Origin of the sequence: Streptomyces sp. NPDC101165 (assembly GCF_044768135.1) — a bacterium.
Taxonomy (GTDB): Bacteria; Actinomycetota; Actinomycetes; order Streptomycetales; family Streptomycetaceae; genus Streptomyces.
Genome location: NZ_JBIWPG010000006.1, coordinates 435,304 through 459,121, shown reverse-complemented (window position 1 = coordinate 459,121; position 23,818 = coordinate 435,304). Strand labels below are relative to the sequence as shown.

General features: G+C 72.4%; 30 protein-coding genes, 2 tRNA genes and 1 other RNA gene. 20 read left to right on the top strand and 13 right to left on the bottom strand.

Translation table 11 applies throughout. The annotated features are described in order from the left end of the window. Positions 1-2: 2 nt before the first annotated feature. Positions 3-101, bottom strand: an RNA gene (gene ffs, locus ACIRVH_RS15955) — signal recognition particle sRNA small type. A 97-nt stretch (positions 102-198) separates the two neighbouring features. Between ffs and ACIRVH_RS15950 the strand changes: the two genes are divergently transcribed. After that, positions 199-286, top strand: a tRNA-Ser gene (locus ACIRVH_RS15950). A 157-nt stretch (positions 287-443) separates the two neighbouring features. Next, on the top strand, positions 444-665 hold the full coding sequence (locus tag ACIRVH_RS15945) for a hypothetical protein (RefSeq protein WP_403952991.1): 222 nt from the start codon (positions 444-446) through the stop codon (positions 663-665). Positions 666-936: 271 nt separating this feature from the next. Here ACIRVH_RS15945 and gcvH read toward each other — a convergent pair whose 3' ends face one another. The 4 genes from gcvH to ACIRVH_RS15925 all read right to left on the bottom strand — a co-directional run bounded on the left by gcvH (position 937) and on the right by ACIRVH_RS15925 (position 3,966). Continuing rightward, positions 937-1,320, bottom strand: coding sequence for a glycine cleavage system protein GcvH (gcvH, locus tag ACIRVH_RS15940; RefSeq protein WP_403952988.1), 384 nt, complete (start codon positions 1,318-1,320; stop codon positions 937-939). A 145-nt stretch (positions 1,321-1,465) separates the two neighbouring features. Next, the gene (locus ACIRVH_RS15935; protein WP_403953060.1) at positions 1,466-1,684 is read right to left on the bottom strand and encodes a sulfurtransferase TusA family protein; all 219 of its coding nucleotides are present in this window, start codon (positions 1,682-1,684) and stop codon (positions 1,466-1,468) included. Beyond that, the gene (locus ACIRVH_RS15930) at positions 1,597-3,030 is read right to left on the bottom strand and encodes an MFS transporter (protein ID WP_403952986.1); all 1,434 of its coding nucleotides are present in this window, start codon (positions 3,028-3,030) and stop codon (positions 1,597-1,599) included. The genes ACIRVH_RS15935 and ACIRVH_RS15930 overlap by 88 nt, the downstream gene beginning before the upstream one ends. A 261-nt stretch (positions 3,031-3,291) precedes the next feature. After that, entirely contained in the window at positions 3,292-3,966 is a 675-nt protein-coding gene (locus ACIRVH_RS15925) for an ArsR/SmtB family transcription factor (RefSeq protein ID WP_403952983.1), read from the bottom strand. A 103-nt stretch (positions 3,967-4,069) separates the two neighbouring features. Between ACIRVH_RS15925 and ACIRVH_RS15920 the strand changes: the two genes are divergently transcribed. Both ACIRVH_RS15920 and ACIRVH_RS15915 read left to right on the top strand, forming a co-directional pair. Next, the gene (locus ACIRVH_RS15920; RefSeq protein WP_403952982.1) at positions 4,070-5,440 is read left to right on the top strand and encodes a rhodanese-like domain-containing protein; all 1,371 of its coding nucleotides are present in this window, start codon (positions 4,070-4,072) and stop codon (positions 5,438-5,440) included. Continuing rightward, positions 5,437-6,735 carry an MFS transporter gene (locus tag ACIRVH_RS15915; RefSeq protein ID WP_403952980.1) on the top strand — a complete coding sequence of 433 codons (1,299 nt, stop codon included), beginning with the start codon at positions 5,437-5,439 and terminating at the stop codon, positions 6,733-6,735. The genes ACIRVH_RS15920 and ACIRVH_RS15915 overlap by 4 nt, the downstream gene beginning before the upstream one ends. Here ACIRVH_RS15915 and ACIRVH_RS15910 read toward each other — a convergent pair. Genes ACIRVH_RS15910 through ACIRVH_RS15885 form a run of 6 tightly spaced genes read right to left on the bottom strand, consistent with a single transcriptional unit; the run spans position 6,674 to position 13,090 of the window. Next, a complete protein-coding gene (locus ACIRVH_RS15910) occupies positions 6,674-7,294 on the bottom strand; it encodes a poly-gamma-glutamate hydrolase family protein (protein ID WP_403952977.1) in 621 nt (206 codons plus the stop codon). The two genes, ACIRVH_RS15915 and ACIRVH_RS15910, sit on opposite strands and share 62 nt — an antisense overlap. 2 nt (positions 7,295-7,296) lie before the next feature. After that, a complete protein-coding gene (locus ACIRVH_RS15905) occupies positions 7,297-9,087 on the bottom strand; it encodes a copper resistance protein CopC (RefSeq protein WP_403952974.1) in 1,791 nt (596 codons plus the stop codon). Between the two features lie 57 nt (positions 9,088-9,144). Next, positions 9,145-9,906 (bottom strand): SDR family NAD(P)-dependent oxidoreductase, encoded by a 762-nt coding sequence (locus ACIRVH_RS15900; RefSeq protein ID WP_403952971.1) that lies wholly within the window; start codon positions 9,904-9,906, stop codon positions 9,145-9,147. Continuing rightward, positions 9,903-10,379, bottom strand: a complete 477-nt coding sequence (locus tag ACIRVH_RS15895) for a cupin domain-containing protein (RefSeq protein ID WP_403952969.1) — start codon at positions 10,377-10,379, stop codon at positions 9,903-9,905. The genes ACIRVH_RS15900 and ACIRVH_RS15895 overlap by 4 nt, the downstream gene beginning before the upstream one ends. Then, on the bottom strand, positions 10,366-10,968 hold the full coding sequence (locus tag ACIRVH_RS15890; RefSeq protein WP_403952967.1) for a GNAT family N-acetyltransferase: 603 nt from the start codon (positions 10,966-10,968) through the stop codon (positions 10,366-10,368). Before ACIRVH_RS15890 ends, ACIRVH_RS15895 begins: the two co-directional genes overlap by 14 nt. Further along, on the bottom strand, positions 10,961-13,090 hold the full coding sequence (locus ACIRVH_RS15885; protein WP_403952965.1) for a penicillin acylase family protein: 2,130 nt from the start codon (positions 13,088-13,090) through the stop codon (positions 10,961-10,963). Before ACIRVH_RS15885 ends, ACIRVH_RS15890 begins: the two co-directional genes overlap by 8 nt. A 78-nt stretch (positions 13,091-13,168) precedes the next feature. Between ACIRVH_RS15885 and ACIRVH_RS15880 the strand changes: the two genes are divergently transcribed. The 7 genes from ACIRVH_RS15880 (at position 13,169) to ACIRVH_RS15850 (ending at position 17,173) form a co-directional block, all read left to right on the top strand. Then, positions 13,169-13,891, top strand: coding sequence for a siderophore-interacting protein (locus ACIRVH_RS15880; RefSeq protein WP_403952962.1), 723 nt, complete (start codon positions 13,169-13,171; stop codon positions 13,889-13,891). A gap of 24 nt (positions 13,892-13,915) precedes the next feature. After that, positions 13,916-14,509 (top strand): HhH-GPD-type base excision DNA repair protein, encoded by a 594-nt coding sequence (locus ACIRVH_RS15875; protein ID WP_403952959.1) that lies wholly within the window; start codon positions 13,916-13,918, stop codon positions 14,507-14,509. Positions 14,510-14,585: 76 nt separating this feature from the next. Continuing rightward, positions 14,586-15,254: an HdeD family acid-resistance protein gene (locus ACIRVH_RS15870; protein ID WP_403952957.1), complete on the top strand. Its 669-nt coding sequence runs from the start codon at positions 14,586-14,588 to the stop codon at positions 15,252-15,254. A gap of 101 nt (positions 15,255-15,355) precedes the next feature. Continuing rightward, positions 15,356-15,679 carry a hypothetical protein gene (locus tag ACIRVH_RS15865; protein ID WP_403952954.1) on the top strand — a complete coding sequence of 108 codons (324 nt, stop codon included), beginning with the start codon at positions 15,356-15,358 and terminating at the stop codon, positions 15,677-15,679. Positions 15,680-15,726: 47 nt separating this feature from the next. After that, positions 15,727-15,852: a hypothetical protein gene (locus ACIRVH_RS15860; RefSeq protein ID WP_403952951.1), complete on the top strand. Its 126-nt coding sequence runs from the start codon at positions 15,727-15,729 to the stop codon at positions 15,850-15,852. Positions 15,853-16,140: 288 nt separating this feature from the next. Further along, complete coding sequence (locus tag ACIRVH_RS15855) at positions 16,141-16,437, top strand: type II toxin-antitoxin system VapB family antitoxin (protein WP_003999914.1); 297 nt, start codon at positions 16,141-16,143, stop codon at positions 16,435-16,437. Positions 16,438-16,534: 97 nt separating this feature from the next. Continuing rightward, positions 16,535-17,173 carry a LytR C-terminal domain-containing protein gene (locus tag ACIRVH_RS15850; RefSeq protein WP_403952949.1) on the top strand — a complete coding sequence of 213 codons (639 nt, stop codon included), beginning with the start codon at positions 16,535-16,537 and terminating at the stop codon, positions 17,171-17,173. A 123-nt stretch (positions 17,174-17,296) separates the two neighbouring features. Here ACIRVH_RS15850 and upp read toward each other — a convergent pair whose 3' ends face one another. Further along, positions 17,297-17,932, bottom strand: a complete 636-nt coding sequence (gene upp / locus ACIRVH_RS15845; RefSeq protein WP_403952946.1) for a uracil phosphoribosyltransferase — start codon at positions 17,930-17,932, stop codon at positions 17,297-17,299. A gap of 96 nt (positions 17,933-18,028) precedes the next feature. On the opposite strand from upp, the gene ACIRVH_RS15840 reads away from it, so the two are divergent. From ACIRVH_RS15840 to ACIRVH_RS15800, 9 genes are all read left to right on the top strand, one after another. After that, positions 18,029-18,238, top strand: a complete 210-nt coding sequence (locus tag ACIRVH_RS15840; protein ID WP_403952944.1) for a hypothetical protein — start codon at positions 18,029-18,031, stop codon at positions 18,236-18,238. Between the two features lie 333 nt (positions 18,239-18,571). Continuing rightward, positions 18,572-19,108, top strand: a complete 537-nt coding sequence (locus ACIRVH_RS15835) for a hypothetical protein (RefSeq protein WP_403952942.1) — start codon at positions 18,572-18,574, stop codon at positions 19,106-19,108. Positions 19,109-19,164: 56 nt separating this feature from the next. Continuing rightward, positions 19,165-19,650: a nucleoside deaminase gene (locus tag ACIRVH_RS15830; RefSeq protein ID WP_403952939.1), complete on the top strand. Its 486-nt coding sequence runs from the start codon at positions 19,165-19,167 to the stop codon at positions 19,648-19,650. Positions 19,651-19,695: 45 nt separating this feature from the next. Beyond that, positions 19,696-19,780, top strand: a tRNA-Ser gene (locus ACIRVH_RS15825). A gap of 167 nt (positions 19,781-19,947) precedes the next feature. Beyond that, entirely contained in the window at positions 19,948-20,127 is a 180-nt protein-coding gene (locus ACIRVH_RS15820; protein ID WP_403952938.1) for a hypothetical protein, read from the top strand. Positions 20,128-20,158: 31 nt separating this feature from the next. Continuing rightward, a complete protein-coding gene (locus ACIRVH_RS15815) occupies positions 20,159-20,452 on the top strand; it encodes a Dabb family protein (RefSeq protein WP_403952935.1) in 294 nt (97 codons plus the stop codon). Between the two features lie 175 nt (positions 20,453-20,627). Continuing rightward, positions 20,628-21,518 carry an RNA polymerase sigma factor SigF gene (locus tag ACIRVH_RS15810; protein WP_403953058.1) on the top strand — a complete coding sequence of 297 codons (891 nt, stop codon included), beginning with the start codon at positions 20,628-20,630 and terminating at the stop codon, positions 21,516-21,518. Positions 21,519-21,830: 312 nt separating this feature from the next. Next, the gene (locus ACIRVH_RS15805) at positions 21,831-22,757 is read left to right on the top strand and encodes an RNA polymerase sigma factor SigF (RefSeq protein WP_403952933.1); all 927 of its coding nucleotides are present in this window, start codon (positions 21,831-21,833) and stop codon (positions 22,755-22,757) included. A 38-nt stretch (positions 22,758-22,795) separates the two neighbouring features. After that, positions 22,796-23,524, top strand: a complete 729-nt coding sequence (locus ACIRVH_RS15800; RefSeq protein WP_403952931.1) for a hypothetical protein — start codon at positions 22,796-22,798, stop codon at positions 23,522-23,524. Positions 23,525-23,545: 21 nt separating this feature from the next. Here the strand turns inward: ACIRVH_RS15800 and ACIRVH_RS15795 are convergent, their stop codons facing one another. Continuing rightward, positions 23,546-23,743 (bottom strand): hypothetical protein, encoded by a 198-nt coding sequence (locus ACIRVH_RS15795; RefSeq protein ID WP_403952929.1) that lies wholly within the window; start codon positions 23,741-23,743, stop codon positions 23,546-23,548. Positions 23,744-23,818: the final 75 nt, after the last annotated feature.

The following is a 23,818-nucleotide window of genomic DNA, read 5'->3' as shown; positions in this document are numbered from 1 at the left end:
CAGACGCAAGCGCCCCCCACGCACCCGCCAGAGCCGACCTACCCTTGCTGCCTTCCGGCCCTGGGGGAGTTCAGTCAGATAGCGCCGCGTGAGGGGCTGCGCCCAACAGTACCCGATCGCGGCCCAGGCGCTGCACCCGATGACGGCCTGCGGGAACGAGTTCGCGAGCACTCCCCTCGGTCATGTAATGTTTCCGGCGGAGGATTCGCCTAGAGGCCTAGGGCGCACGCTTGGAAAGCGTGTTGGGGGCAACCCCTCACGAGTTCGAATCTCGTATCCTCCGCCAGTGCCTCACCGGGCACGATGTCGAAGGGCCCCACTGTTCGCAGTGGGGCCCTTCGACGTTGTCCGTCCCGGGCTCACCGCCCATGATCGCGTCGATCGCAACGTGATCTGTGCCGACGGCCACAGCGAACGGGACACACGTAGGCGCATACTGAGCCATGACAAAACCTGCTGCGCCTAAGCGTCATCTGCCCACCAGCCCCTTCAAGGCCCCGGTCACACCGGCTCCCAAGCACTTCGCCGTGGGCGACCAGGTCACACACGACGTGTACGGCCTCGGCCGAGTAGTCGGCATCGAGGACGGAATCGCGGCGCTCGTGGATTTCGGCTCGGCGCAAATGCGGATCTTGAGCCCGTACGCCAAGATGACCAAGCTGTAGGACCGCTGTGCCCGGTCACGGCACACCAGGCCCCTTCAGGGACCTGTAGCGAAAGAGAGTCCCCTCATCGATCTGACCTCGCTGTTTTCCGCCCTGGAAGGGCAGCCCCGCTGCTCCGCTGCAGCGTCGCCGCCTCCGGCGACCAACCCCTTCCAGGCCCCCGACTTCGGGGAAGAAGAGACCTTGTCGTTCGAGGACGCACAGGAGCCCGCCCCGGGCATACGTGCGGCTCGACCCAAGGCGACTTAGCTCCGCGCATGACTGCGACTGGTCACTCGCCGATCGCGGCTTTGTAGCCGGCGGCGTCGAGGAGGCGCTCGAACTCCGACCGGTCGGACGGCTTGAGCTTGAAGATCCAGCTGTCGTAGGGCTCCTCGTTGAGGAGCTCTGGGGTCTCGGACAGTTCCTCGTTGACCGCGATCACCTCGCCGCCGACCGGCGTGTAGACGTCCGTCGCGGCCTTCACCGATTCCACGACACCGGCCGCCTCGCCCGCCTCGAAGACCTTGCCGACGTTGACCAGTTCCACGAACACGACGTCGCCGAGTGCCTTCTGGGCATGGTCGCTGATGCCCACCGTGATCGTGCCGTCCGATTCCCTGCGCGCCCACTCGTGCGTATCGGCGTACCGAAGCTCAGCCGGAATGTGCGACATACGTGCTCCCCTGAAGCCGTAGGTGATCAACACGGCCATCCATGCCCGGGACCGAAGGGTGCGGGACCTGGTTTCCCTCGCATGGCTCACAAAGCTCCGGGCGCCGAGGGCGGAACGGAGGGGATCGGCTCGGCTCGGCTCGGACTCAGTCGCCCCGGTCGGCCCGGTCGGTCCTGTGCCACGGTGCGTCCGGGCGGGTGGCCCGGGCGGCGGCGGTGAGGCGGAGGGCGTAGGTCGGCCGGGGGGCGGGGACCGGGCCGAGGTAGGTGTGGCCGGTCAGGTGGCACCAGGCGGGGAGGTCGAGCGGGGCTGCCGGGTCGGTGGCGACGACGTGGACCACGGTGCCCGGGCCGGCCCCGTCGATCGCCCTGCGGAGGCGGAGCAGCAGGGTGACGCAGAGGAGGCCGGTGCCGTCGACCGTGAGGGCCGGGGCGGGCTGCACGTCGGCCACCATCGGCGGTACGCGGTCGCCGCGACGGCGGGCAGGACTGCCAGGGCCAGGACGCCCGCGGTGAGGGCGAGGGTGGGATAGCCGGCCGCGGTGGCGATGACACCGGAGCTGATGCCGCCGGTGGCGCCGGCGATCGCTATGGAGACGTCCACCATGCCCTGGGTCCGGGCGCGGGTGGCGAGGGGCACCGTGTCGGTGATGATCGCCGTGCCCGACACCAGGCCGAGGTTCCAGCCGAGTCCCAGGAGGGCCAGCGCGAGGGCCAGCAGCGCGACGGAGTCGGCCGGGGCCAGGGCGGCGAGGATGCCGGCGGCCAGGAGTGTGAGACCGGAGGCGGCGGCGATCTTCATGCGGCCGTAGCGGTCCACGAGGCGTCCCGTGAGCGGTGACGGCAGGTACATGGCGCCGATGTGGATGGCGATGACGAGGCCCGAGGCGGCGGTGCCGTGGCCGTGGTCGTGCATGTGGACGGGCGTCATCGTCATGATCGCCACCATGACGAGCTGGGTGAGCACCATGACCAGTGCGCCCAGGACCACACCGCCGCGGCCCTCATGTGCGGAGGCCGCGGACGCCTTCGACCGGTCGGCCTGCTCGGTGTCGGCGAGGGCGCGGGCCGTGAGCAGCGGGTCGGGGCGCAGGCTGGTGGCCAGGACCACGGCAGCGAGAGCGTAGGCCGCTCCGGACAGCAGGAAGGGGCCGGCCAGGTTCGGGATGCCCAGGGTTTCGGCGAAGTCGCCGGTGGGCGCGGCGAGGTTGGGGCCGGCGACGCCGCCGAGGGTGGTGGCGACCAGGACCGTGGAGACGGCGCGGCCGCGGTGGGCGGGGTCGGCCAGGTCGGCTCCGGCGTAGCGGGCCTGGAGGTTGGTGGCGGTGCCGGCGCCGTAGACGAACAGTGCGAGGAACAGCAGGACGGGACTGTCGAGTACGGCGGCTGTGATGACGCCGGCGCTGCCGACGGCTCCGGTGAGGTAGCCGATGGCCAGTCCGGGGCGGCGGCCGCGGGCCTGGGAGATACGGCCCACGGCGACGGCGGTGAGCGCGGATCCGGCGGTGAACAGGGCGCTGGGCAGTCCGGCGAGGCTGGTGGTGCCGAGCATGTCCTGGGCGAGCAGGGCGCCGACGGTGACACCGGCGGCGAGACCGGCACCGCTGAGGATCTGGGAGGCGACCAGGACGCGCAGGATGCGGCGCTGTGCCTGGGCGGCGTCGGGTATGCCGGACAAGGAGGCAGAGGCGGCGGGTTCGGCTCGGGTCATGTCTCTCTTCCGGTGGAAGCGGGTGACGTCAGGGGGCCGTGGTGGCGCTGCAGTCCGGGTGGACCGGCCTGCCGGCCGGCCCCGGGTGTACGGCGGTCATGCCGGGTCCCCGGCGTCGGCGGGCCGGGGCAGCCGGTGGCAGATGCACGGCCGTCGCCATCCCAAGTACCTGGCGTCGGCAGGAGCGTGGGGCCGGTGCCGGGCACACGACAGCCGTCATTCGGCAGGAGCGAGGGGCCTGCCCCTGGCGCACGGCAGCCGTCATCCCAAGTCCCCGGCATCGACCGGCAGTTCGGCCAGGCGCCACTCCAACATCCCGTCGTCGAGGCGGATTGCGCGGCGGCCGCGGTCGGTCAGGAGCCGTACCGCGTCGTAGGCGAGGACGCAATACTCGCCGCGGCAGTACACGACGATCTCCGTCCCCTCGGGCAACTCGTTGATCCGGTCGGCCAGTTCGTCGACCGGGATGGAGCGCGCGCCGGGGATGTGTCCGGCCTGGTACTCCTCCACCGGCCGTACGTCCAGCACCACCACGTCGCCCGCCGCGACGCGGGCGCGCAGCTCCTCGCGGCTGACCTGTGCCGCGCCGTCCTCGCCGAGGTAGGCGTCGCGGGCCGCGGGGACGGCGGCCTGGTGGGCCTCGGCGACCTTGCGCAGCAGTGCGAACAGCTGGGCCACGTCGTCGCCGGCGAGCCGGTAGTGGATGCGCACGCCTTCGCGGCGGGTGGCGACGAAACCGGCCTGTTTGAGGGTCTGCAGGTGCGCCGAGGCCGTCGTCAGGTTGAGCCCCGCCGCCTTGGCCAGGGCGTCGACGGTGCGCTCGCCCTGGGCGAGCAGGTCGAGCAGTTCCAGTCGCTTTCCGCTGGCCAGCGCCTTGCCGCTGGCTGCGAACGCGTCGTACAGCTGCGCCTTCGCACCGGTCGTCGTCTTTCCCATCCCAGCATCCTCCATAAATCCATGGAATAGTGTAGATGAAGCCGGGAGCCGTGACCACACGCGTGACCACACGTCCGCCGGCATCCGCACCCTGGAGGACCTGATGGGCTTCGCCGACGACCACCTGATACCCCTCGTCGACACCGGGCTCGGCAACAGCGCCTACCTCGTCGACCTCGGCGACGGCCGTGCCCTGGCCGTGGACGCGAGCCGCGACCTGCGTGCGCTGCGGGCGGCCGCCGAGCGACGCGGCCTGGCCGTGGCGTACGCGGCGGACACGCACCTGCACGCGGACTTCCTGTCCGGTGCCGTCCAGCTCGGTCACGACGCCGGGGCCACCGTGCTGGCCTCCGCCGCCGGACACCGCGCGTTCGCGCACCGCGGCCTGGCCGACGGCGACGAGGTCGGCCTGGGCGGCCTGACCCTGCGGGCCCTGGCCACCCCCGGCCACACGGACGAGCACCTGTCCTTCCTGCTCCTGGACGGCGACCGTGCGCTCGGTGTCTTCACCGGCGGCTCGCTGATCGTGGACTCCGCCGCCCGCACCGACCTCCTCGGCGCCGAGCGCACCGAGGAACTCGCCCGCGCCCAGTACCGCTCGCTCGGGCGCCTCGCCACGCTGCCGGACGAGGTCGCGGTCTGGCCCACGCACGGCGCCGGGTCCTTCTGCTCGGCCCCGCCCGGCGCCGAACGCACCTCCACCATCGGCGCGCAGAAGCGGACCAACCCGCTGCTGACGGCCCCGGACGAGGACACCTTCGTACGACGGCTCGTGGCCGGCCTGGGCAGCTACCCGGCCTACTTCGACCGGCTCGCCGAGGCCAACCGGCGCGGCCCCGCCGTCCTCCCCTCCGCACCGCCGCTGCCCGCCCTCGACGCCGGACAGGTCAGGTCCCTGCTCGCGGAGGGCGGTCAGGTGGTCGACGTGCGCCCGGCCGCCGACTACGCGGCCGGTCACATCCCCGGCGCGCTGTCCATCCCGTTGCGCGGCCAGTTCGCGACCTGGCTGGGCTGGCTGCTGCCCGACACCGCCCCGCTCGTCTTCGTCACGGGCGACGACCAGGATCTGGACGAGATCGTCTGGCAGGCGGCCAAGATCGGTTACGAGCGCCTCGCCGGACGCCTCGACGGTGGCATGCCCGCCTGGCCTGCCGCCGGCCACCGGCAGGCCACCACCGCGTTCGTCACCGCCGACCGCGCGGGCGACCGCCCCTACGTCGACGTACGGCAGGAAGCGGAGTTCGCCGCCGGGCACGTGCCCGGAGCCGTGCACATCGAGCTGGGCGGCCTCGCCGCCCACACCGGGGACGCCCCCGAGGGACCGGTCGTGGCCTGCGGCCACGGCGAGCGCGCCATGACCGCCGCGAGCCTGCTCGAACGCGCGGGCCGCACCGACATCGCCGTCCTCGACGGCGGACCGGCCGAGTACGCGGCGGCCCACGGCCGGCAGCTCACCGAAGGCGGCACCAGGTGAGCGTCGCAACCGGGGCCGCGGCCCGGCCCGTCCGCCTGGGCCTGCGGGAGAACTGGCTGCAGTTCACCCTGCTGGTGATCGTCAACGTCTGTGTCGGCGGCCTGGTCGGCCTGGAACGCACCACGGTCCCGCTCATCGGCACCCACGTCTTCGGCCTGACCGACGACCTGGCCGTCTTCGCCTTCATCATCGCCTTCGGCGTCACGAAGGCGCTGACCAACCTCGCCGCGGGCGCGCTGACCGCCCGCTTCCGCCGCAAGCACCTCCTCGTCGCCGGCTGGCTGATCGGCGTGCCCGTGCCCTTCGCACTGGCCTGGGCGCCGTCCTGGGGCTGGATCGTCGCCGCGAACGTCCTGCTCGGCCTCAACCAGGGTCTGACCTGGTCGATGACCGTCAACATGAAGATCGACCTGGTCGGCCCGGCCCGCCGCGGTCTGGCCACCGGCCTCAACGAAGCCGCCGGTTACACCGCCGTCGGCGCCACCGCCCTGCTCACCGGCTACCTCGCCACCACCCACGGCCTGCGCCCCGTACCCGAGCTCATCGGGGTCGTCTTCGTCGCCGCCGGCCTCGCGCTGTCCCTCGTCGTCCACGACACCGCCGACCACGTCGCCCTCGAACTCGCCCAGCACCCCAGGCCGTTGCCCTCCGGCGCGGACACGACCCTGGCCGCCACCTTCGCCCGCACCTCCTGGCACGACCGCTCCCTGCGCGGCGCCAGCCAGGCCGGCCTGGTCAACAACCTCAACGACGGCCTGACCTGGGGCGTCTTCCCCCTGCTCTTCACCGACCACGGACTCGGCCTGGCCGCCGTCGGCCTGATCAAGGGCCTCTACCCGATCCTGTGGGGCCTCGGCCAGATCCCCACCGGCCACCTCTCCGACCGCATCGGCCGCAAACCCCTCATCGTCCACGGCATGCTCGTCCAGTCCGCCGGTTTCGTCCTCGCCCTCGCCCTGCTCGACCGCCCGCTGCTGGCCGGGCTCCTCTCCGCGGTGTTCCTCGGCCTCGGCACGGCCATGGTCTACCCGGCCCTGATCGCCTCGGTCTCCGACCACGCCCACCCCGCCTGGCGGGTGGGCGCCCTCGGCGCCTACCGCTTCTGGCGCGACATCGGCTACGCGGCCGGCGCCCTGGTGGCCGGCGTCCTCGCCGACGCCCTCGGCCTGAACGCCACGGTCATCGCGGCCGCCGTCCTCACCGCGGCGTCCGGATTGCTCGCGGCCCGCTGGATCACCGAACACCCCGCCGAGGACCGGCCGAAGTCTCCCTCAGCCGCTGCACCCCGGCCGTGAGCGCCGCCGTCACCGTCGGCGGCGGCACGTCCGAGGCTCCGAGGGTCCTCCGGGGCCCCTGGGTCCGGGCGCTCAGGGGGAGTTCGACCTGGACTCCGCCGGACGGGGTCAGGTTCACCGGGTTGTGGGGGCCCAGGCCGCGCAGGCCGGGTGGGATGTGGTTCAGGTCGGTGACGGGCTCGAAGGCCGGGGCGAGGAGGGTGAGGCTGTGGGCCAGGGTGTCGGCCGCTGCGCGGTTGGCGCCGCCCAGGAAGATCGCGCGGGGGGTCTCGGGCCTCAGGTGGCCGTGCAGGGAGACCGTCAGGGTCACGTGGGACAGGAACTGCTGCAGGGCCGCGCAGGTGGGGACGGACATGCGGTGCGAGGGGATGTGCACCGGGTCACCGGCGGGCTGGGTGAAGACCAGGCAGGTGGCGCCCGTGCGGGCCGCGACCTCGTGGGCCAGTTCCGCCGTGCCGCCCTCCCTGCTGCCGTGCAGGGCCAGCAGGCCGATGTCCGACCGGACGGTCAGGGCGGCGGCGAACTCCACGCCCTCGATCAGCACACGCTCGGTCGCCACCGCTAGCGCACCACCCGCACGGCCTTCGACACCGTCACCTGGTCCACCTCCGACACCCGCACCGTCACCTTCATCGTCCACGTTCCCGGGATCGGCAGGCTGAAGGCGTCGGCGGCCCAGTAGCCGCCCCGGTCGGTGACCTGGGTGTCCAGGGGGCCGATCCGCTGGGCCGGGAGGGTGAAGGTGATGCGCAGTTCGGGGACCGCGGAGAGACCGCCGTCGGGGCCGTAGACCACCGCCTGGACGGAGCTCGTGCCGACCCGGCCGGGGTCCAGGGTGATCTGCACCCTGCCGTGGCCACCGGGGGTGCCGACGTCGAAGGGGATCGTGGTGACCGAGGCCGCCCGGATGCCGGCCGGCGCCGGTGCCGACTCCGCCGCCTCGGCCGCCGCCCGGCCCGGCAGTGTGCTCGTGAGGAGGGTCGTCAGGACGAGGACCAGGGTGCCCACCGCCATCTCGGTCAGCACCCAGCGGCGGAGGTTGTGGGGGTGGTGCGGGGAGGGGGCGGGGGCGGGGTTCGGCTCCGGGGGGAGCGGGGGGCCGCCGGCCGGTTGCGGGACCCGGGCCTGTTCACGTGCCGCAGGCCGGGTCGCCAGGCGGGTCGTCCAGCGGCGGGAGCGGGACGCCGCCGCGAGCAGGAGGGTGACCGCTGCCAGCTTCGCCAGCAGCAGGCGGCCGTACGTCGTGTCGGTGAGCGCCTGCCAGGAGCCGAGGCCGCGCCAGGATTGGTAGACACCGGTCGCCACCAGGACCGTCACCGAGGCGAAGGCCAGGCGGGAGAAGCGGGTGACGGCCCGGACCAGTGGTGCGGCCGGGTCCGGCGAGGCGCGGCGCAGCGTCAGCGCCAGGGCCGTCAGGCCGCCCAGCCAGGCCGCCGTCGCCAGCAGGTGGAGCGTGGCGGAGGTGATCGCCAGGGGGACCTGGAGGCCCGCCGAGGCGTGCTCCGAGGCCGCCCAGGTCAGGACTAGGGCGACGGAGAGGGCCGCGGCGGTCGCGAGGGCGGCTCGGCGCGGGATCCGGCGGCGCCATCTGCGCAGGGCCAGTGCACAGGCTCCGGCGAGGAGCAGCAGGGCCAGGCGGGTGAGGAGGAGTTCGCCGGGGCGGGTCGAGGCCGTACGGGTGAGGGAGGAGAGGGCGAACGCCGTCGTCGGGGCGGTGCCCTCCTCGTACGGGGCCCTCAGGAGGAAGAGGGCGATCGTCGAGACGAACAGGGTGCCCCAGGCGGCCGCCACCGGTGTGCGCAGATGGGCCGGCCGCGGCGGGCGGCAGTACGCGACGAACGCCGCCGGGCCCAGCAGGAGCGCCACGGCGAGGTAGGCGACGTAGCGCGCGATGTTGTAGAGGCTGGTCGTCGCCGGGTTCTCCGCACGGTCCGGGAGCACGCTCGTCGCCGTCGCCGAGCGTTTGCCGACCGAGAAGGTGAGCGCGCCGGACACCGGGTGGCTGTCCGCCGACACCACCCGCCAGGCCACCGTGTACGTGCCGGTGCCCAGCTCGGCGGGCAGCGAGACCCGGACGGTGTCGGAGCGGCCGGCCGCGTGGTCCGCCTCGCCGGTGCGGACGCGATGGTTCTCGGGGTCGTAGACGCGCAGGGAGTCGGTCAGCAGGCCGACCGACTCCGTGAAGGCCAGGGTGACCTCACGGGGCGCCGACTTGAGGACGGTCCCGTCGGCGGGGTCCGTCCCGCGCAGGGCCGCGTGGGCCGAGGCGGGGGCGGTCGCGCCGAGGAGGAGCAGGAGCAGGCCCGCGCCGAGGACGGTCAGCCGTCGCAGCCACCGGTGTTCGTCGCGCACCTCACCCCTCCGTCCCACTGGCCCTCCGTACAGGTACGGAAGGATCGGCCGCCGCACTCACCACGTGGGCCGCGCCGACACCCCGCCGTCCACCACCAGATCGTGGCCGGTGATCCAGGAGGCGAGGGGCGAGGCGAGGAACACGCAGGCGTCGGCCACGTCCCGCGCGCGGCCCAGGCGGCCGGTGGGGACGGCGTCGAGCCAGCGGCGTACGCCGTCCGGCCAGGCCTGGGCCAGGCCCTCCCGGTCGATGAGACCCGGCGAGACCGAGTTGACGCGGACGCCGTGCGAACCGTACTCCAGTGCGGCGGAGCGGGCGTGCATGACGACGGCGGCCTTGGCGGCGCTGTAGTGGGCGTGGCCGGGGGCGGGCCGGTCGGCCTCGACGGAGGCGATGTGGGTGATGGTGCCGCCGCCGTGCTCGCCCATGTGGGCGACGGCGGCCTGGCTGCAGGCGAAGACGCTGCCGAGGTTGGTGTCGACCACCGTGCGCCACTGCGCCGCCGTCATCCCGGCCAGGGGCTGCACGGGCTGGACGGCCGCGTTGTTGACGAGGGCCGTGAGGCGGCCGCCGGACCAGTCGGTCGTCTCGCGGACCAGCCGGTGGCACGCCGCCTCGTCCGTCAGGTCCGCCCGCAGGACGACCGCCTCGCCGCCCAGCTCCCGGATGCGTGCGGCGACTTCACCGGCCGCCCGCACCGACGTACGGCAGTGCAGGGCCACCGCCGCGCCCTCCTCCGCGAAGCGCAGGGCGAGGGCGGAGCCGATACCGCCGCCCGCGCCGGTCACCAGGGCGGTCTGTCCGTCGAGAAGGCTCATGGGCGGCACAGTTCCGCGATCCGGGCGGCCTGGGCCGGGTAACGCGCCGTGAGGTCCTCCGGGTCGCCGTGTTCGTACCCCTCGTAGGTGAATCCGGGTGCCATCGTGCAGCCGAAGAAGGTCCAGGTGCCGCCGGGGGCCACCCGGGCGCCCATCCAGGTGCCGGCGGGCACGGTGAGCTGGAGGTGCTGGCCGTCCCGCAGTCCGGGGCCCAGGACGGTGGTACGGGTCGTGCCGTCGGGGGCGAGGAGCAGCAGGTGGAGCGGGTCGCCCAGGTAGTGGTGCCAGACCTCGTCGCTGGGGAGGCGGTGCAGGGCGCAGAAGTCGTCCGCGGTGAGCAGGGCCACTATGGCGGAGCCCTCGGGGCGGCCGTCCGGACGGTCGGGCCCGGCCCAGGTGCGCCGGAACAGGCCACCCTCGCGGGGGATCGGCTCCAGGCCGTAGTGGGCGATCAGCTCGTCAGGCGTGGTCACCCGGGAAGGCTACCTCCCGCTCCAGAAAGGCCAGTTGGGCGCGCTTCTCGGGCAGGTACACGTCCGGGACGTCGATCTCGGGGAGGACCACCTCGGGGCCGCGCCTGAATCCCTGGCGTTCGAAGCGGGCGATCGCCTTGGTGTTGCGCACGTCCGGGTCGACCACGACCCGGCGGCGGTCCAGGTCCAGCAGGACGTACGACGTCATCGCGGTCAGCAGGGCCGCGGTCCAGCCGGGGCGCGGGCCGCCGGCTGCGGCGGGCGCGAGGAGGAGGTGGACGCCGATGTCGCCGGGGCGGACCTCGTAGCACTCGCCGACCCGGTCGGCCTCGGGCTCGTAGGTCTGGAGCAGGGCGGCCGGTTCGCCGTCCTTGGAGACGAGAAGGGCGTGGTGGGTGTCGAGGCCGGCCAGGTGGGCGTAGATCTCGACCACTTGGTCCCGGGTGAGGCCGGTCATGCCCCAGAACACGGCGCGCTCGTCGCTCACCCAGGCGTGGACCACCTCCGCGTCGGCCGCCGGGTCGAGGGGGCGGATGCGGACGGTGCCGTAGCCGTCGATCACCTGTTCATGGACGCGCGGGTCAGACATCGGTCTCCTTCTCGAGGCGGTCCCAGTCGGTGACGACGGGAACGAGCTCTCCCCCGAGCCACAGGGGGAGTTGGTCACGGTGGTGCGGTGAGCCGGGGACTCCGGACGCACCGAACGGCACCACCCACCGGCTGTCCTCACGACGGGCCAGGTCCCAGACGTAACGGGCCGCCGGGCAGCGGGCGGCGAGGTCGGTCACGCCGGGCACGGCGGAGGTGCACAGCACGCAGTCGTGGTCGCCGGACAGGCCTGGCTCGTCGTACGACTCGTCGGGCAGCGCCCGCCAGGGGGCGAGGCGGTGGGTGGCGCCCCACAGGCCCGTCGGCGTCCCTGCGGCGACCTCCTCGACGGCGGCGCGTACGGCGGCGGGCCGGTCGACGGCGTACAACTCCTCGGCGCTCAGCAGGTGTTCGAGGGCGAATCCGATGCGCGGCAGGAGGGCGAGCCAGGGGAGGAGGACCTCCGGGTAGGCGGGCACCTCGGTCAGCGCGGCGAACGCCGGGTGTGCGGCGAGCTGTCGTACGACCGCGCCGCGCACCGCCGCGTACGCCGCCGCGTCGGCGCTGTCCGCGTCCATGCGGCGGTCCCAGGACAGGAGGCGGTCTCTGAGCCGGGCGGCCTCCGGGGTGAGGTCGTCGAGCCCGGCCAGGTGGTCCAGGAGAGGCGCGGCGGAGGCGAGGTGGGTGTCCGTGTGGATCGCGGGCAGGTCGGCGGCGGACCAGGCGGGGCGCTCGTCGAGGAGGGTGCGGATGCGGGTGGCGCGGTGCGGTGGGGCGAACTCCGTGCCGAGGTGGGCGGCCGGGCCGCGCTGGTTGGCCATCACCGCGATGCCGTCGGTGAGGCCGGCCCGGGGCATCTCGTGCCAGCCGAGCCACTCGTGGCCGGGCTGCCAGGCGGGGACCAGGCGGGTGCGGTTGGCCTCCGAGCGGACGGGTACGCGGCCCGCGACCCGGTGCAGGGTGGCGCCCTCGGTGTCGGCTGCCTGTACGACGTTGACGGGCTCGGCCCAGGTGTCGAAGGCGGCGTCGATGTCGGCGACTCGGCGGGCTCGGAGGAGGGGGAGGAGGGCGCTGAAGCCGAGGTCTTCCATGACGCGGGGTGGATGGCGGAGGGCCAGAGCCGCGGTCGCCTCCGGCTGCTGCTGCAAGTCCGCCCCGGCTTCGCCTTCGGCGGCTCGTCGTGGTTCCGTGGTTTCCAAGCCCTCCGGGCCCCCGGCGATCACCGGGCCCCGGTCCGTCTCGATGATCTCGATCTCCAGGGGGGTCTCCCCCGCGATCTCCACGGTCTCCGTGTGGCGTCGGGCGCGGTGCCAGGTGCCGTCGGGGCCGAGGGCCTCGACTCCTGCACCCGTGCGGCGGAGGCGTTCGCGGTAGACGTCCTGGTAGTCGGCCATGGCGTTGGTGATGGACCAGGCGACCGTGCCGGTGTGGCCGAAGTGGGCGATGCCCGGGACTCCGGGGACGGCCAGGCCGATGACGTCGAACTCGGGGCAGGAGAGCCGGATCTGCTGGTAGACGCCAGGGTCCTCGATGAAGCGGTGGGGGTCGCCGGCGAGGAGAGGCAGGCCGGTGACGGTGCGGTCGCCCGAGAGGAGCCAGCCGTTGCTGCCCGCCGTGCCGGGGCCGTCGGTGGCGAACAGGCCGACCGCCTCCGGGCCGAGGTGCCGTATCGCCTCCTCGCGCCACAGCTTGGCCGGGAAGCCCGCGAAGAGGATGTGCGTGCCGAGCCAGATGCCCAGCGGGGTCCACGGCTGCCAGGGGGTGGGGGTGAGGCCGGTCCGGGTGAACTCGGGGGCGCGGCGGGCCCCTTCCGCCAGGCCCTCGTCGACGCCGGCCACGTAGGCCCGGACCCAGTCCGCCGTCTCCGGGTCCCGGCTCTCCAGCGCGGTGAAGCAGCGTCTCGCGGTGTCGTCGAGGCGGGCGCGGCGGGCGAAGACGTCCCAGGGAAGGGCGGCCGCGCCGAGGAAGGCGGCCGACGTGCCCTGGGAGCGGCGCCGTTCGACCTCCAGCTGCCAGGCGCGGTCCAGGGCGGTGACACGGCCCTGGGCGTGGGCGAGGGCACGGACGTCGGAAGCGCGTAGGTGGGGGATGCCCCAGGCGTCGCGGTAGGTCTCGGTGGTCACCCTGGGACAGCCCTTCGCTTTAGGTTAGCCTTGCCTAAGTCTGCGGTGCAGGAATCGTACGCGAGGGGTGGAGACGCGATGAGGCAGGGGCGGGGCTGGGAGGGAGCGGTCCTACGACTGCTGCGCGCCAAGGACTTCGTGTGCACGGTCACCGAAGCCGAGGACGTCACCCCGCACTACCGGCGGCTGCGGCTGACCGACGGCGGGCTGCTCGCCGCGACCGGCGTCCACCCCACGATGTGGATACGCCTGTGGTTCTCCGACGCCGGCCGGCCGCACCAGCGGGCCTACACCCTGGTCGACCCGGACCCCGCGACCGGCACCTTCGGCCTGGAGTTCGCCCTTCATGACGGATGCGCCGCCGACTGGGCGCGAGCCGCACGGCCCGGGGACACCATCGAGGCGACCGTCCAGGGCACCGGGTTCCAACGTCCCGATCCCGCTCCCTCGCACGTCGTCGCCATCGGCGACCCGGCCTCGCTGCCCGCGATCAACTCCCTGCTCGGCGCCCTGCCTTCCGCCCCGGCGACGATCTGGTTCGAGGGCACCCTGGACGGCCTACCCCGCCACGCCGACCCGGCCCGTCACGAGATCCGCGAGGTGCCCCGCCGCGACGCGGGCGCCCACCTCGCCGACCGGGTCCGCGCCGAGCTGCCCGTCGTACTCGACGGCACCCCCGACCCGTACGTCTGGATCGCCTGCGACACGGCCACCACCCGCACGCTGGCCGGCTACGTGCGCAAGGAACTGGGCCTGCCGAAGACCCGGGTGCACGCCCTGGGGTACTGGCGCGCGTCCTGACGCGGCAGGCGCGATCATCGACCCATGGACGTCACTCTGCATCTCGCCCAGGACCCCGAGGCCGACGCGCTGCTCGGGCGCAGTCCGCTCGCCGCGCTGACCGGCATGCTGCTCGACCAGCAGGTTCCGATGGAGTGGGCGTTCAAGGGGCCGGCGACCATCGCCCGGCGGATGGGCGCCGAGGACCTGGACGCGCACGAGATCGCCGTCATGGACCCGGAGGCCTTCGCCGCGCTGCTCTCCGGGAAGCCCGCGGTGCACCGCTACCCGGGCTCGATGGCCAAGCGGATCCAGCAGCTGTGCCAGTACCTCGTCGAGCACTACGACGGAGACGCCGAGCAGGTCTGGAAGGGCGTCGCGGACGCCAAGGAGCTGCTGAAGCGGCTCCAGGACCTGCCCGGGTTCGGCAAGCAGAAGGCGCAGATCTTCCTCGCGCTGCTCGGCAAGCAGCTGGGCGTCGCACCCACGGGGTGGCGGGAGGCCGCCGGGGCCTACGGCGAGGTGAAGTCCTTCCGGTCCGTCGCCGACATCACCGGGCCCGAGTCGCTGGCCAAGGTGCGCGCCCACAAGCAGGAGATGAAGGCCGCGGCCAAGACCGCGAAGGCCGCCGGGAAGTAGAGCTCGGCCGGGCGGCGGCTCAGCCACCTGGCCCACCCGGGTGGCTGGACGAGCGCGGGCGGTCCAAGCATGGAGCATGACCGAGGCACCCAGCGGTGACCCCTCCTGGGGTCGCGAGTACGACGACCGCAACATCCACGCGGGTGGGGCCCCGCAGGCGCACCACGAGCCCGAGCCGCCCCTCGAGGGGCCCCTGCACGCCCTGTCCCGGGCCGCCTGGCAGGTCGTCCTGCTCGCCGGCATCGTCTCGCTGGTCCTGGGCATCCTGGTACTGATCTGGCCGGGCCCCTCCCTGGTCGTCGTGGGTGTCCTGTTCGGCGTCTACCTCCTCGTCAGCGGCATCTTCCAGCTGGTCTCCGCCTTCGGCACCCACAAGACGACCTCGCTGCGCGTGCTCGCCTTCATCAGCGGCGCCCTGTCGATCGTGCTGGGCCTGTTCTGCTTCCGCGGGCCCATGCAGTCGATCCTGCTGCTCGCCCTGTGGATCGGCATCAGCTGGGTGATCCGCGGGATCACCCAGACCGTGGCCGCCGCCTCCGACAAGCGCATGCCCGCCCGGGGCTGGCAGATCTTCCTCGGGATCGTCACGTTCGTCGCCGGGATCGTGCTGATCGACTCGCCGTTCAGGTCGGTCGCCGTGCTGACCCTGGTCGGCGGCTGGTGGCTGGTGGTCGTCGGCGTCGTGGAGACTGTCACCGCGTTCCGCGTCCGCGGCCGCGCCCGGCAGGTTCCGCACACGGTGTGATCCCCGTGGTGCGGCACGGTGTGACCCCCTCGGTACGCCGAGCGGGTGAATCTCGCGGGCCGGGTGCTGCGGTACGGGTGCCCGGCGGGCAGAGAACCCCCGTGAGCAGGACCCCGAGCCCCACCCGGAGCCGTGCCTGGCTGCGGGTGCTCGTGCTGCTCCTCGCCCTGTGGGTGCCCTGCGCCCATCTGCAGGCGCAGGCGGCGCCCGCCCCGGCCGTGTCGGCCGAGACCGCCGAGCACGACGTCCTCGACACGCTGCTACGGCCGCCCGCGCGTGCCCTCCACCAGACCGACGCGCCCGAGCGCACCGCACCGCTGCCCGACCCGCCGGCGCCCGTCCGCCCGGCGCTGCGCCCGTGCCCCGCCGTTCCCCGGCCCCCGTACGCCGTGCCGCTGCTCCGGACGGTGGTCCTGCGCTGCTGACCGTGCCCTGCCCCCCAGGACAGTCAGCTCGACGCAAGGAACCGACCATGCCCACAGACCCGTACGCGGTCCTGCGCGCCCTGCTGCGCGCGGAGGCGGCTCGCAGTGCGCCCAAGCCCCAGACCCAGGAACAGAAACCACAGCAGCCCACGCGGGAGCGGCGGGACAGCTGAAGCGCGTCGGCGGAGGCGGCCCACCGCCTCCGCCCCTGGGCGCCTCATGTCCGCGTCCCTCTTCCCCCTTCCGGGTGAGAATCCTGCGCACCACATCACGGACGACCGCAGCCGCCTCCGGCACGATCACCCGACAGCCGTCTTTCGATCATTCATCGGGGGAATGTGCCAGCAACCAGATCACACCCACCCCCTTTGACCGATATTGGCTACAGTCCGCACGTACTTGGTCTCGCGAGCCGAGCCGGAAGGCTGCGCCCGGAACGTCTTGACCGGTAGGCTTTCCGTGTGATCTTCAAGCGCATCGGAAACGGCCGGCCGTACCCCGACCACGGCCGGGAAAGCACCCGGCAGTGGGCGGACGTCGCGCCGCGCCCGGTCCGCCTCGATCAGCTCGTGACGACCAAGGGGCAACTCGACCTCGAGACCCTGCTGGCCGAGGACTCGACGTTCTACGGCGACCTCTTCGCGCACGTCGTGAAGTGGCAGGGCGACCTGTACCTGGAGGACGGCCTCCACCGCGCGGTCCGCGCCGCTCTCCAGCAGCGCCAGGTGCTGCACGCGCGCGTGCTCGAACTCGACTGACCGCGGCACGACACGGCGTTGACCCTTTCGGGTTCCGCTGAGCGGCGTCTTTGATCATCTAATAGGCATCGCCGCTCAGGCGCACTACGCTGCGCTCATGAGCATGCTGACTCCCCCCGGCATGGGCGGCCAGTACCGGATCACGGGGGACAAATACCCTCGGATGCGCCCTCCCCGGCGACGCGGCAGGCTCGTGTTCGCCGTAGTGGCGTCCGTCGCCGTGCTCGGCCTGGTCGGCTGGGGCACGCTGCAGCTCATCGATGTCTTCACCGGCGGCGACAAGAAGACCGAGGCGTCCGGCGCCACGTCGCACTGCCGCACGAAGGCGAGTACCGCCGCCGCCCAGGTGAAGGCGCTGCCCAAGCCCGGTGAGATCACCGTGAACGTCTACAACGCCACCGCGCGCACCGGGCTCGCCAAGAGCACCGCGGACGAGCTGAAGAAGCGGGGCTTCAAGATCGGTGACGTGGGCAACGCGTCCAAGGAGTTCGACAAGAAGGTCAAGGGCGCCGGGATACTCCTCGGCCCCGCCTCCGCGCTGAACACCTCACTGCCGGTGCTCGCCACCCAGCTGCCCGCCGCCGAGCACCGCACCGACGCGGCCCGCAAGGGCACCGACCTCGACCTGATCATCGGTGACGGCTTCAAGACCCTCACCCAGCGAACGGCCGCCGACCAGGCCCTGGCCGCACTGACCAGCCCCGAGCCGGCGGCCGCGACGAAGAAGAGCTGCTGAGGAACGCCCTGAGGGGCGCGGGGCCGCGTTTCGACATGCGGCCCCGCCACGTGGGCGCGACCGGCCGGACGGACGAGCGGCCGCCGGCACGACCGCACCCCTACGGCGCCCCGTGCGGAGCGCCTACTCGGCCGCGCCGTAGAGCCGGTCCCCCGCGTCCCCGAGCCCGGGCACGATGTACCCGTGCTCGTTGAGGTGGTCGTCGACGGCCGCCGTGACGACCGTCACCGGCGTCCCCGCCAGCTCGCGCTCCATGACCTCGACGCCCTCGGGCGCGGCGAGCAGGACCACCGCGGTCACATCGTCCGCACCGCGCTTGATCAGCTCCTGGATGGCCGCGACCAGCGTGCCGCCGGTGGCCAGCATCGGGTCCAGCACGTACACCTGGCGGCCCGAGAGGTCCTCAGGCATGCGCGAGGCGTACGTGGAGGCCTGCAGCGTCTCCTCGTTGCGGATCATGCCCAGGAAGCCCACCTCGGCGGTCGGCAGCAGCCGGACCATGCCGTCCAGCATGCCGAGACCGGCGCGCAGGATCGGCACGACCAGCGGACGCGGGCGGGCGAGCTTGACGCCGCTGGTCCGGGCGACCGGCGTCTGGAGGTCGACCTGCTCGGTGCGCACGTCCCGCGTGGCCTCGTAGGCGAGCAGGGTGACCAGTTCGTCGGCGAGTCGCCGGAAGGTCGCGGAGTCGGTGCGCTGGTCGCGCAGCGTGGTGAGCTTGTGGGCGACCAGGGGGTGGTCGACGACGTGGAGACGCATGTCCCTAACAGTAACCGCGCTCGGTGGCCCCTCGCTCTGGCATCAAACCGCCCGTCCGAGGGAAAGTGGGAGGGACGGACCGGGGGTGGTGTGACTGTGCCTGACCTGCCTGACCGCAAGACCGACGCCGCCAAGGACGCCGTCGGGCCGGATCAGCCCGAGACCGACACCGAGCGCCGGCGTCGCCGCGCCCAGTTCCTGCGCGAACTCGCCGAGGCCCGCGCGCTGCGCGAACGCGTCCAGCCCCGACGCGCCAAGGCCGCCCGACTGCGCCACGCCATGCGCATGCGGACCTTCCGCTGGTAGGCGGATCCCGGTGAACGGGCGACGTCAAGGTGAGATCCGGGTGAGGAAGATCCGTGCCCGCTCCGGCGATTGGGCGGTGGGCGTGCGTGGGCGCTCGGAAAAGCCGCGTACGATCCGCAGGTGGCGGCAACGAGTGCGCTGGTGAGTCCTTTTCCCCCGGGATGCGGACACACGATCAAAACAGCCAGACACAGGGAGCCGAAGACGTCCCCTGAACGCCTTGTTTCTGCCACGATTCCGAGTGGGCGGGGCTCGGAGCACAGCTCTCTCCGCCCAGAACCTCCGCCGGGGGGACCCCCAACCGGCACGCCTAAGACCAGTGGGAGAGTCACGGTGTACTTCGCCGCACTGCTCGCGCGCACCGAAGACGGGTGGGAAGCGAGCGACACAGAGCTCGACGATGTGGAGACCCTGTCGGATCTGGCCGACCTGGCCCGGGAAGCCACTCCCGACGAGGACACGGTGTTCGTCCTGATCGAACAGGAGGACTCCTGGTTCGGTCTCGTCCGCGTGGACGGCGAGGAGGACCCTCGCATCTTCGTCTCCGACGCGGCCGCCGCCGCCCGCAGCGCCTACGGTGAGCTGCTGCTCACCGACGAGCTGCTCGGCCGGGAGCCCGGCGCCGACGACGGCACCGACCTGGACTCCCTGGACCTCGACGGCACCGAGGACGGCGAGTCCGAGGACGAGGACGACGACGAGGAGACCGCCGCCGCCGGCGCGGTGCCGCACGGCCCGGTGGGCGACGGCAGCATCCTCGACGACCTGGGCGTCAGCGAGAAGGAACTGCGCGGCCTGGACCCGAACGAGGCGCTGGCCGAGATCGCCGAGGCCCTGGGCGCCTCGGAGGTGCTGGAGACCGTCCGCTGACCGCTTCGCACACGGAAGGCGCGCCGGACCCGGTACGCGACCGCTGGCGGGCCGCGATGCGGCTCGCCCTGGACGAGGCCGAGCTGGCCGTCCGGGGCGGGGACGTCCCCGTCGGCGCCGTCGTGCTGTCCCCGGACGGTACGACGGTGCTCGGGGCCGGGCACAACGAGCGCGAGGCCACCGGCGACCCCACGGCCCACGCGGAGGTCCTTGCGATCCGGCAGGCTGCCGCGAGTTTGAGAGATTCTGCGGCGCGAAGCGCCTCCGGCAAGGGTGGTGGTGGGCGACGGGCGGGCGACTGGCGGCTGACCGGCTGCACGCTGGTGGTCACCCTGGAACCCTGCACGATGTGCGCGGGCGCGCTCGTGCAGTCCCGCGTGGACCGGGTGGTCTACGGCGCCCGCGACGACAAGGCCGGGGCGGCCGGCTCCCTCTGGGACGTCGTACGCGACCGGCGGCTCAATCACCGGCCCGAGGTGATCGAGGGCGTCCTGGCCGAGGACTGTGCCCGGATGCTCACGGAGTTTTTCCGGGGCCGCTGAATACCGATTTCAAACCATGCCCCACCTTGCTGTAAGGTCTCCCTCGGTAGCGTGTCCGAGCGGCCGAAGGAGCTCGCCTCGAAAGCGAGTGTGGCGCAAGTCACCGAGGGTTCAAATCCCTCCGCTACCGCTGTAGAAGGGCCCCGTCGCGAGACGGGGCCCTTCGTGCATGACCGGGCAGGGGCCCGGCAATGAACCTCGGCGGGCGGGCCGTTGGTCCCCGACCGGGGCGTGAAGGTTACACTCGCCGCCGGCAACAGGGGTCCCACGGGGCACACAGGCACAGGGGAGGCCGCGGTGACGGTGAACGCCAAGAAGATCGCCGTGTACGTGCTCGTGGTCTTCGCGCTGTACGTGATCATCACGGATCCGGCCAGGGCGGCCGACTACGTCCAGATAGCCTTCGAGGGCATATCGGACGCGGCCAAGGCCATAGGCGACTTCATGACCTGGATCGCCAACGGAGCAAAGAGCTGAGCGGAAAGCCGAGAGAGCTGAGGTACACCCCATGATCCGCCACCTGGTCCTCTTCAAGCTCAACGAGGGCGTCGAGCGCGACGATCCGCGGGTCGTCGAGGGCGTCGCCGCCTTCCGGGCGCTCGGCGGCCGGATCGAGGAGCTGCGCTTCTGGGAGTGCGCCTGGAGCATCAGCGACCGGCCGATCGCCTACGACTTCGCGATCAACTCGGCGGTCGAGGACACGGACGCACTCAAGCGCTACCTGGAGCACCCGGCCCATCAGGCGGGTGTCGCACTGTGGCGGGAGTTCGCCACGTGGGTGATCGCCGACTACGAGTTCTGAGCCCCTCGCTCCGGGAGCCCTCCGCCGGGAACGGCGGGGGGCTTTCGTGCGTCTTGTGACCCAACTTGGCGCTGTCTGACCACAACACGGTGTTATCCGGTGCTTGCACACAGTGCACATGTCTTGTGATGCTATGACCGCTTTTGACGGATGATTGACCGATGAAGAGGTGGCGTTGACCGTGTCGGCCAGTACTGCGCCGCCCCAGGACGAGGCGCCCGCCCCAGCCCCCGCCGCCGCTCCCCCCGGCCCCGCCACAGCCCCTCCCGGCCCCGCCACAGCCCCTCCCGCCCCCGAGAAACGCCGCGGCGCCGACACCCGCGCCCTGACCCAGGTGCTCTTCGGCGAGCTGAAGGACCTCACGCCGGGCACCCCGGAGCACAACCGCGTACGCGGAGCGCTCATCGAGGCGAACCTCCCGCTCGTGCGCTACGCGGCCGCCCGCTTCCGCTCGCGCAACGAGCCGATGGAGGACGTCATCCAGGTCGGCACCATCGGCCTGATCAACGCCATCGACCGCTTCGACCCCGACCGGGGCGTGCAGTTCCCGACCTTCGCGATGCCGACCGTCGTCGGCGAGATCAAGCGGTACTTCCGGGACAACGTCCGCACGGTCCACGTACCGCGCCGGCTGCACGAGCTGTGGGTGCAGGTCAACAGCGCCACCGAGGACCTCACCACGGCCTTCGGACGACAGCCGTCGACCGCCGAGATCGCCGAGCGCCTGCGGATCACCGAGGACGAGGTGCTCTCCTGCATCGAGGCCGGGCGGTCGTACCACGCGACCTCTCTGGAGGCCGCACAGGAGGGCGACGGGATGCCAGGCCTGCTGGACCGCATCGGCTACGAGGACCCGGCCCTGGACGGCGTGGAACACCGCGACCTGGTCCGCCATCTCCTCGTCCAACTCCCCGAACGCGAACAGAGAATCCTTCTTCTGCGCTACTACAGCAATCTCACTCAGTCTCAGATCAGCGCGGAACTCGGTGTGTCCCAGATGCACGTCTCCCGGCTACTCGCGCGTAGCTTCCAGCGGCTGCGTTCCGCGAATCGGATCGAGGCATAACCGGCGCACGGGCGCACGGACCGGAACACACCAGCTCGCACCGGTTCGCAAGCAGGATCGACAGGTAACCGGCGAGAGCGAATCGCTCACCAGGGCGGTTCCCGACAGTTGTGCGCCGAAAATCCGTCAGACCCCTTCTTTCCAGGGCCGATTCACAACTCACATGTCGACATGTCACTACAGCGTGTTGCCGACATGTGACATTCTGCGGGAAGCGCGTTTGCCGGACCTCCGGCTCCGGTATTCAGGTGAAGGCTGCGTTGCTCGAAAGGCATCGCCGCCGCGACCGTCCCGCGACCCAAAGGGGGTGGCATGTCCGCAGACCAGGGCAGCTCGAAGGTGCTCACGCCCACGAGCGAGGCAGCGCCCAAGCAGCTCGACGCCATCGACGTGCTCGACGACGCCACGTCACTCGAGACCGTGCCGGCCCCGCCCGTCCAGGCCCCCGATGCCGCTCCGGCCGTCCCGGCCACGGCGGACATCGATACCCGCACCCTGTCCCGCTCCCTGTTCCTGCGGCTCGCCGCACTCGACGAGAACAGCCCCGAGCGCGCCTACGTCCGGGACACCCTGATCGAGCTGAACCTCCCGCTCGTGCGCTACGCGGCGGCCCGCTTCCGCTCGCGCAACGAACCGATGGAGGACATCGTCCAGGTCGGCACCATCGGCCTGATCAAGGCGATCGACCGCTTCGACTGCGAACGGGGCGTGGAGTTCCCGACGTTCGCGATGCCGACGGTCGTGGGCGAGATCAAGCGCTTCTTCCGCGACACCTCGTGGTCGGTGCGGGTCCCGCGCCGGCTCCAGGAGCTGCGGCTGGCCCTCACCAAGGCCAGCGACGAGCTGTCCCAGAAGCTGGACCGCTCCCCGACGGTGACCGAACTGGCCGCGGTCCTCGGCGTCTCCGAGGAGGACGTGGTCGACGGCCTCGCGGTCGGCAACGCCTACACCGCCTCCTCGCTCGACTCCCCGGCCCCCGAGGACGACGGCGGCGAGGGCTCCCTGGCCGACCGGCTCGGGTACGAGGACACCGCGCTGGAGGGCGTGGAGTACCGCGAGTCCCTCAAGCCCCTGCTGGCCAAGCTGCCGCCCCGGGAGCGCCGGATCATCATGCTGCGCTTCTTCGCCAACATGACCCAGTCCCAGATCGGCGAGGAGGTCGGCATCTCCCAGATGCACGTCTCCCGCCTGCTGACCCGGACCCTGGCCCAGCTGCGCGAGGGGCTCATCTCCGACTGAGGCTTCCTATCTGACGGAGCGTCAGCCACCATGGCCGGATGCTTCGCACCCGGACGCTTCGTACGACGACATGGACACAGGGCCGCCGAGGCGCCGTCACGGCAGCGTCGGCGGCCGTCGTGTGCCTGGGCGTGGCCCTGGCCGCGTGCGGGGGCGGCAGCCGGGACGGATACGTGGCAGTGGGCGGCGTACCGAGCCCGGCAGGTTCGCCGGGGGCGCCGACGGGAGCGGTACGGATGGTCCCGCTGGACGGGCCGGACGCACCCCCCAACTCACCATCGAACGCGGTCCCTTCGGATCCGCCCTCCGATGCGGCCCTGCCGAGCACCCCGTCGGCCGACGAGAGCGCCACACCCGACCCCGCGGACACCTCACCCGGCACCACCGGCAGGGGCACGACCGCCCCGGAGCAGCCGTCGTCCCTCACCCCGGCCCCCAGCCGCACCGAGCCTCCCGCGCCCGCCGACCTCAGCTGGGGCGACCCCTCGCGCAAGGACACGGACCAGCGCTGGTGCGAGAAGGTGACCGTCGGCTTTCACAACTCCGGCGGGACGGCGGTGCGTTCGGGCACGGTGACGTTCGGGACGCACATCATCGGCGCACTCGGCATCGACTGGGGGACGGTCGAGTCGACCGTGGACCTCCCCGTACCGATCGGACCGAGGGCGCGCACGGACCACACCTGGACGGTGTGCGTCGACGCGTGGCGCGTCCCGCTGGGCATGCACATCGAGACGCGGGACGTGTCCGTCCAGTGGCACGAGTGACCCCTGCCCGGGGTCGCGCCCTTACTTGATCGCCAGCCAGGCCACCGCGGCGACGACCGCCACGGCGACGACGACGCCGATGATCAGGCCGATGCGCGGGCCGGAGGAGGTGGCCGCCTGCTGCCGGCCTCCCTGGGGAGCCTCGTCGACGAACGCGCGGAACATCTGGGTGCTGCCGGCGGGGTCGTAGTTGCCCTGGGGGCCCTGGGTGTTAGCCATGGCCCGAGACACTAGCGAATCCAGGTGGCCGGCCCAAGTGCGGGGCCACCAGGACAGAGGGGGGCAGGCCACCCG

Coding starts and splice junctions, on each gene's coding strand:
- ACIRVH_RS15925 (WP_403952983.1), bottom strand. CDS start 3,966: ATGGGAAAGACGACGACCGGTGCGAAGGCGCAGCTGTACGACGCGTTC.
- ACIRVH_RS15900 (WP_403952971.1), bottom strand. CDS start 9,906: ATGAGCCTTCTCGACGGACAGACCGCCCTGGTGACCGGCGCGGGCGGC.
- ACIRVH_RS15805 (WP_403952933.1), top strand. CDS start 21,831: ATGTCCGCAGACCAGGGCAGCTCGAAGGTGCTCACGCCCACGAGCGAG.
- ACIRVH_RS15830 (WP_403952939.1), top strand. CDS start 19,165: ATGCGGCTCGCCCTGGACGAGGCCGAGCTGGCCGTCCGGGGCGGGGAC.
- ACIRVH_RS15920 (WP_403952982.1), top strand. CDS start 4,070: ATGGGCTTCGCCGACGACCACCTGATACCCCTCGTCGACACCGGGCTC.
- ACIRVH_RS15930 (WP_403952986.1), bottom strand. CDS start 3,030: ATGACCCGAGCCGAACCCGCCGCCTCTGCCTCCTTGTCCGGCATACCC.
- ACIRVH_RS15945 (WP_403952991.1), top strand. CDS start 444: ATGACAAAACCTGCTGCGCCTAAGCGTCATCTGCCCACCAGCCCCTTC.
- ACIRVH_RS15875 (WP_403952959.1), top strand. CDS start 13,916: ATGGACGTCACTCTGCATCTCGCCCAGGACCCCGAGGCCGACGCGCTG.
- gcvH (WP_403952988.1), bottom strand. CDS start 1,320: ATGTCGCACATTCCGGCTGAGCTTCGGTACGCCGATACGCACGAGTGG.
- ACIRVH_RS15850 (WP_403952949.1), top strand. CDS start 16,535: ATGAGCATGCTGACTCCCCCCGGCATGGGCGGCCAGTACCGGATCACG.
- upp (WP_403952946.1), bottom strand. CDS start 17,932: ATGCGTCTCCACGTCGTCGACCACCCCCTGGTCGCCCACAAGCTCACC.
- ACIRVH_RS15890 (WP_403952967.1), bottom strand. CDS start 10,968: ATGTCTGACCCGCGCGTCCATGAACAGGTGATCGACGGCTACGGCACC.
- ACIRVH_RS15795 (WP_403952929.1), bottom strand. CDS start 23,743: ATGGCTAACACCCAGGGCCCCCAGGGCAACTACGACCCCGCCGGCAGC.
- ACIRVH_RS15870 (WP_403952957.1), top strand. CDS start 14,586: ATGACCGAGGCACCCAGCGGTGACCCCTCCTGGGGTCGCGAGTACGAC.
- ACIRVH_RS15815 (WP_403952935.1), top strand. CDS start 20,159: ATGATCCGCCACCTGGTCCTCTTCAAGCTCAACGAGGGCGTCGAGCGC.
- ACIRVH_RS15800 (WP_403952931.1), top strand. CDS start 22,796: ATGCTTCGCACCCGGACGCTTCGTACGACGACATGGACACAGGGCCGC.
- ACIRVH_RS15880 (WP_403952962.1), top strand. CDS start 13,169: ATGAGGCAGGGGCGGGGCTGGGAGGGAGCGGTCCTACGACTGCTGCGC.
- ACIRVH_RS15860 (WP_403952951.1), top strand. CDS start 15,727: ATGCCCACAGACCCGTACGCGGTCCTGCGCGCCCTGCTGCGCGCGGAG.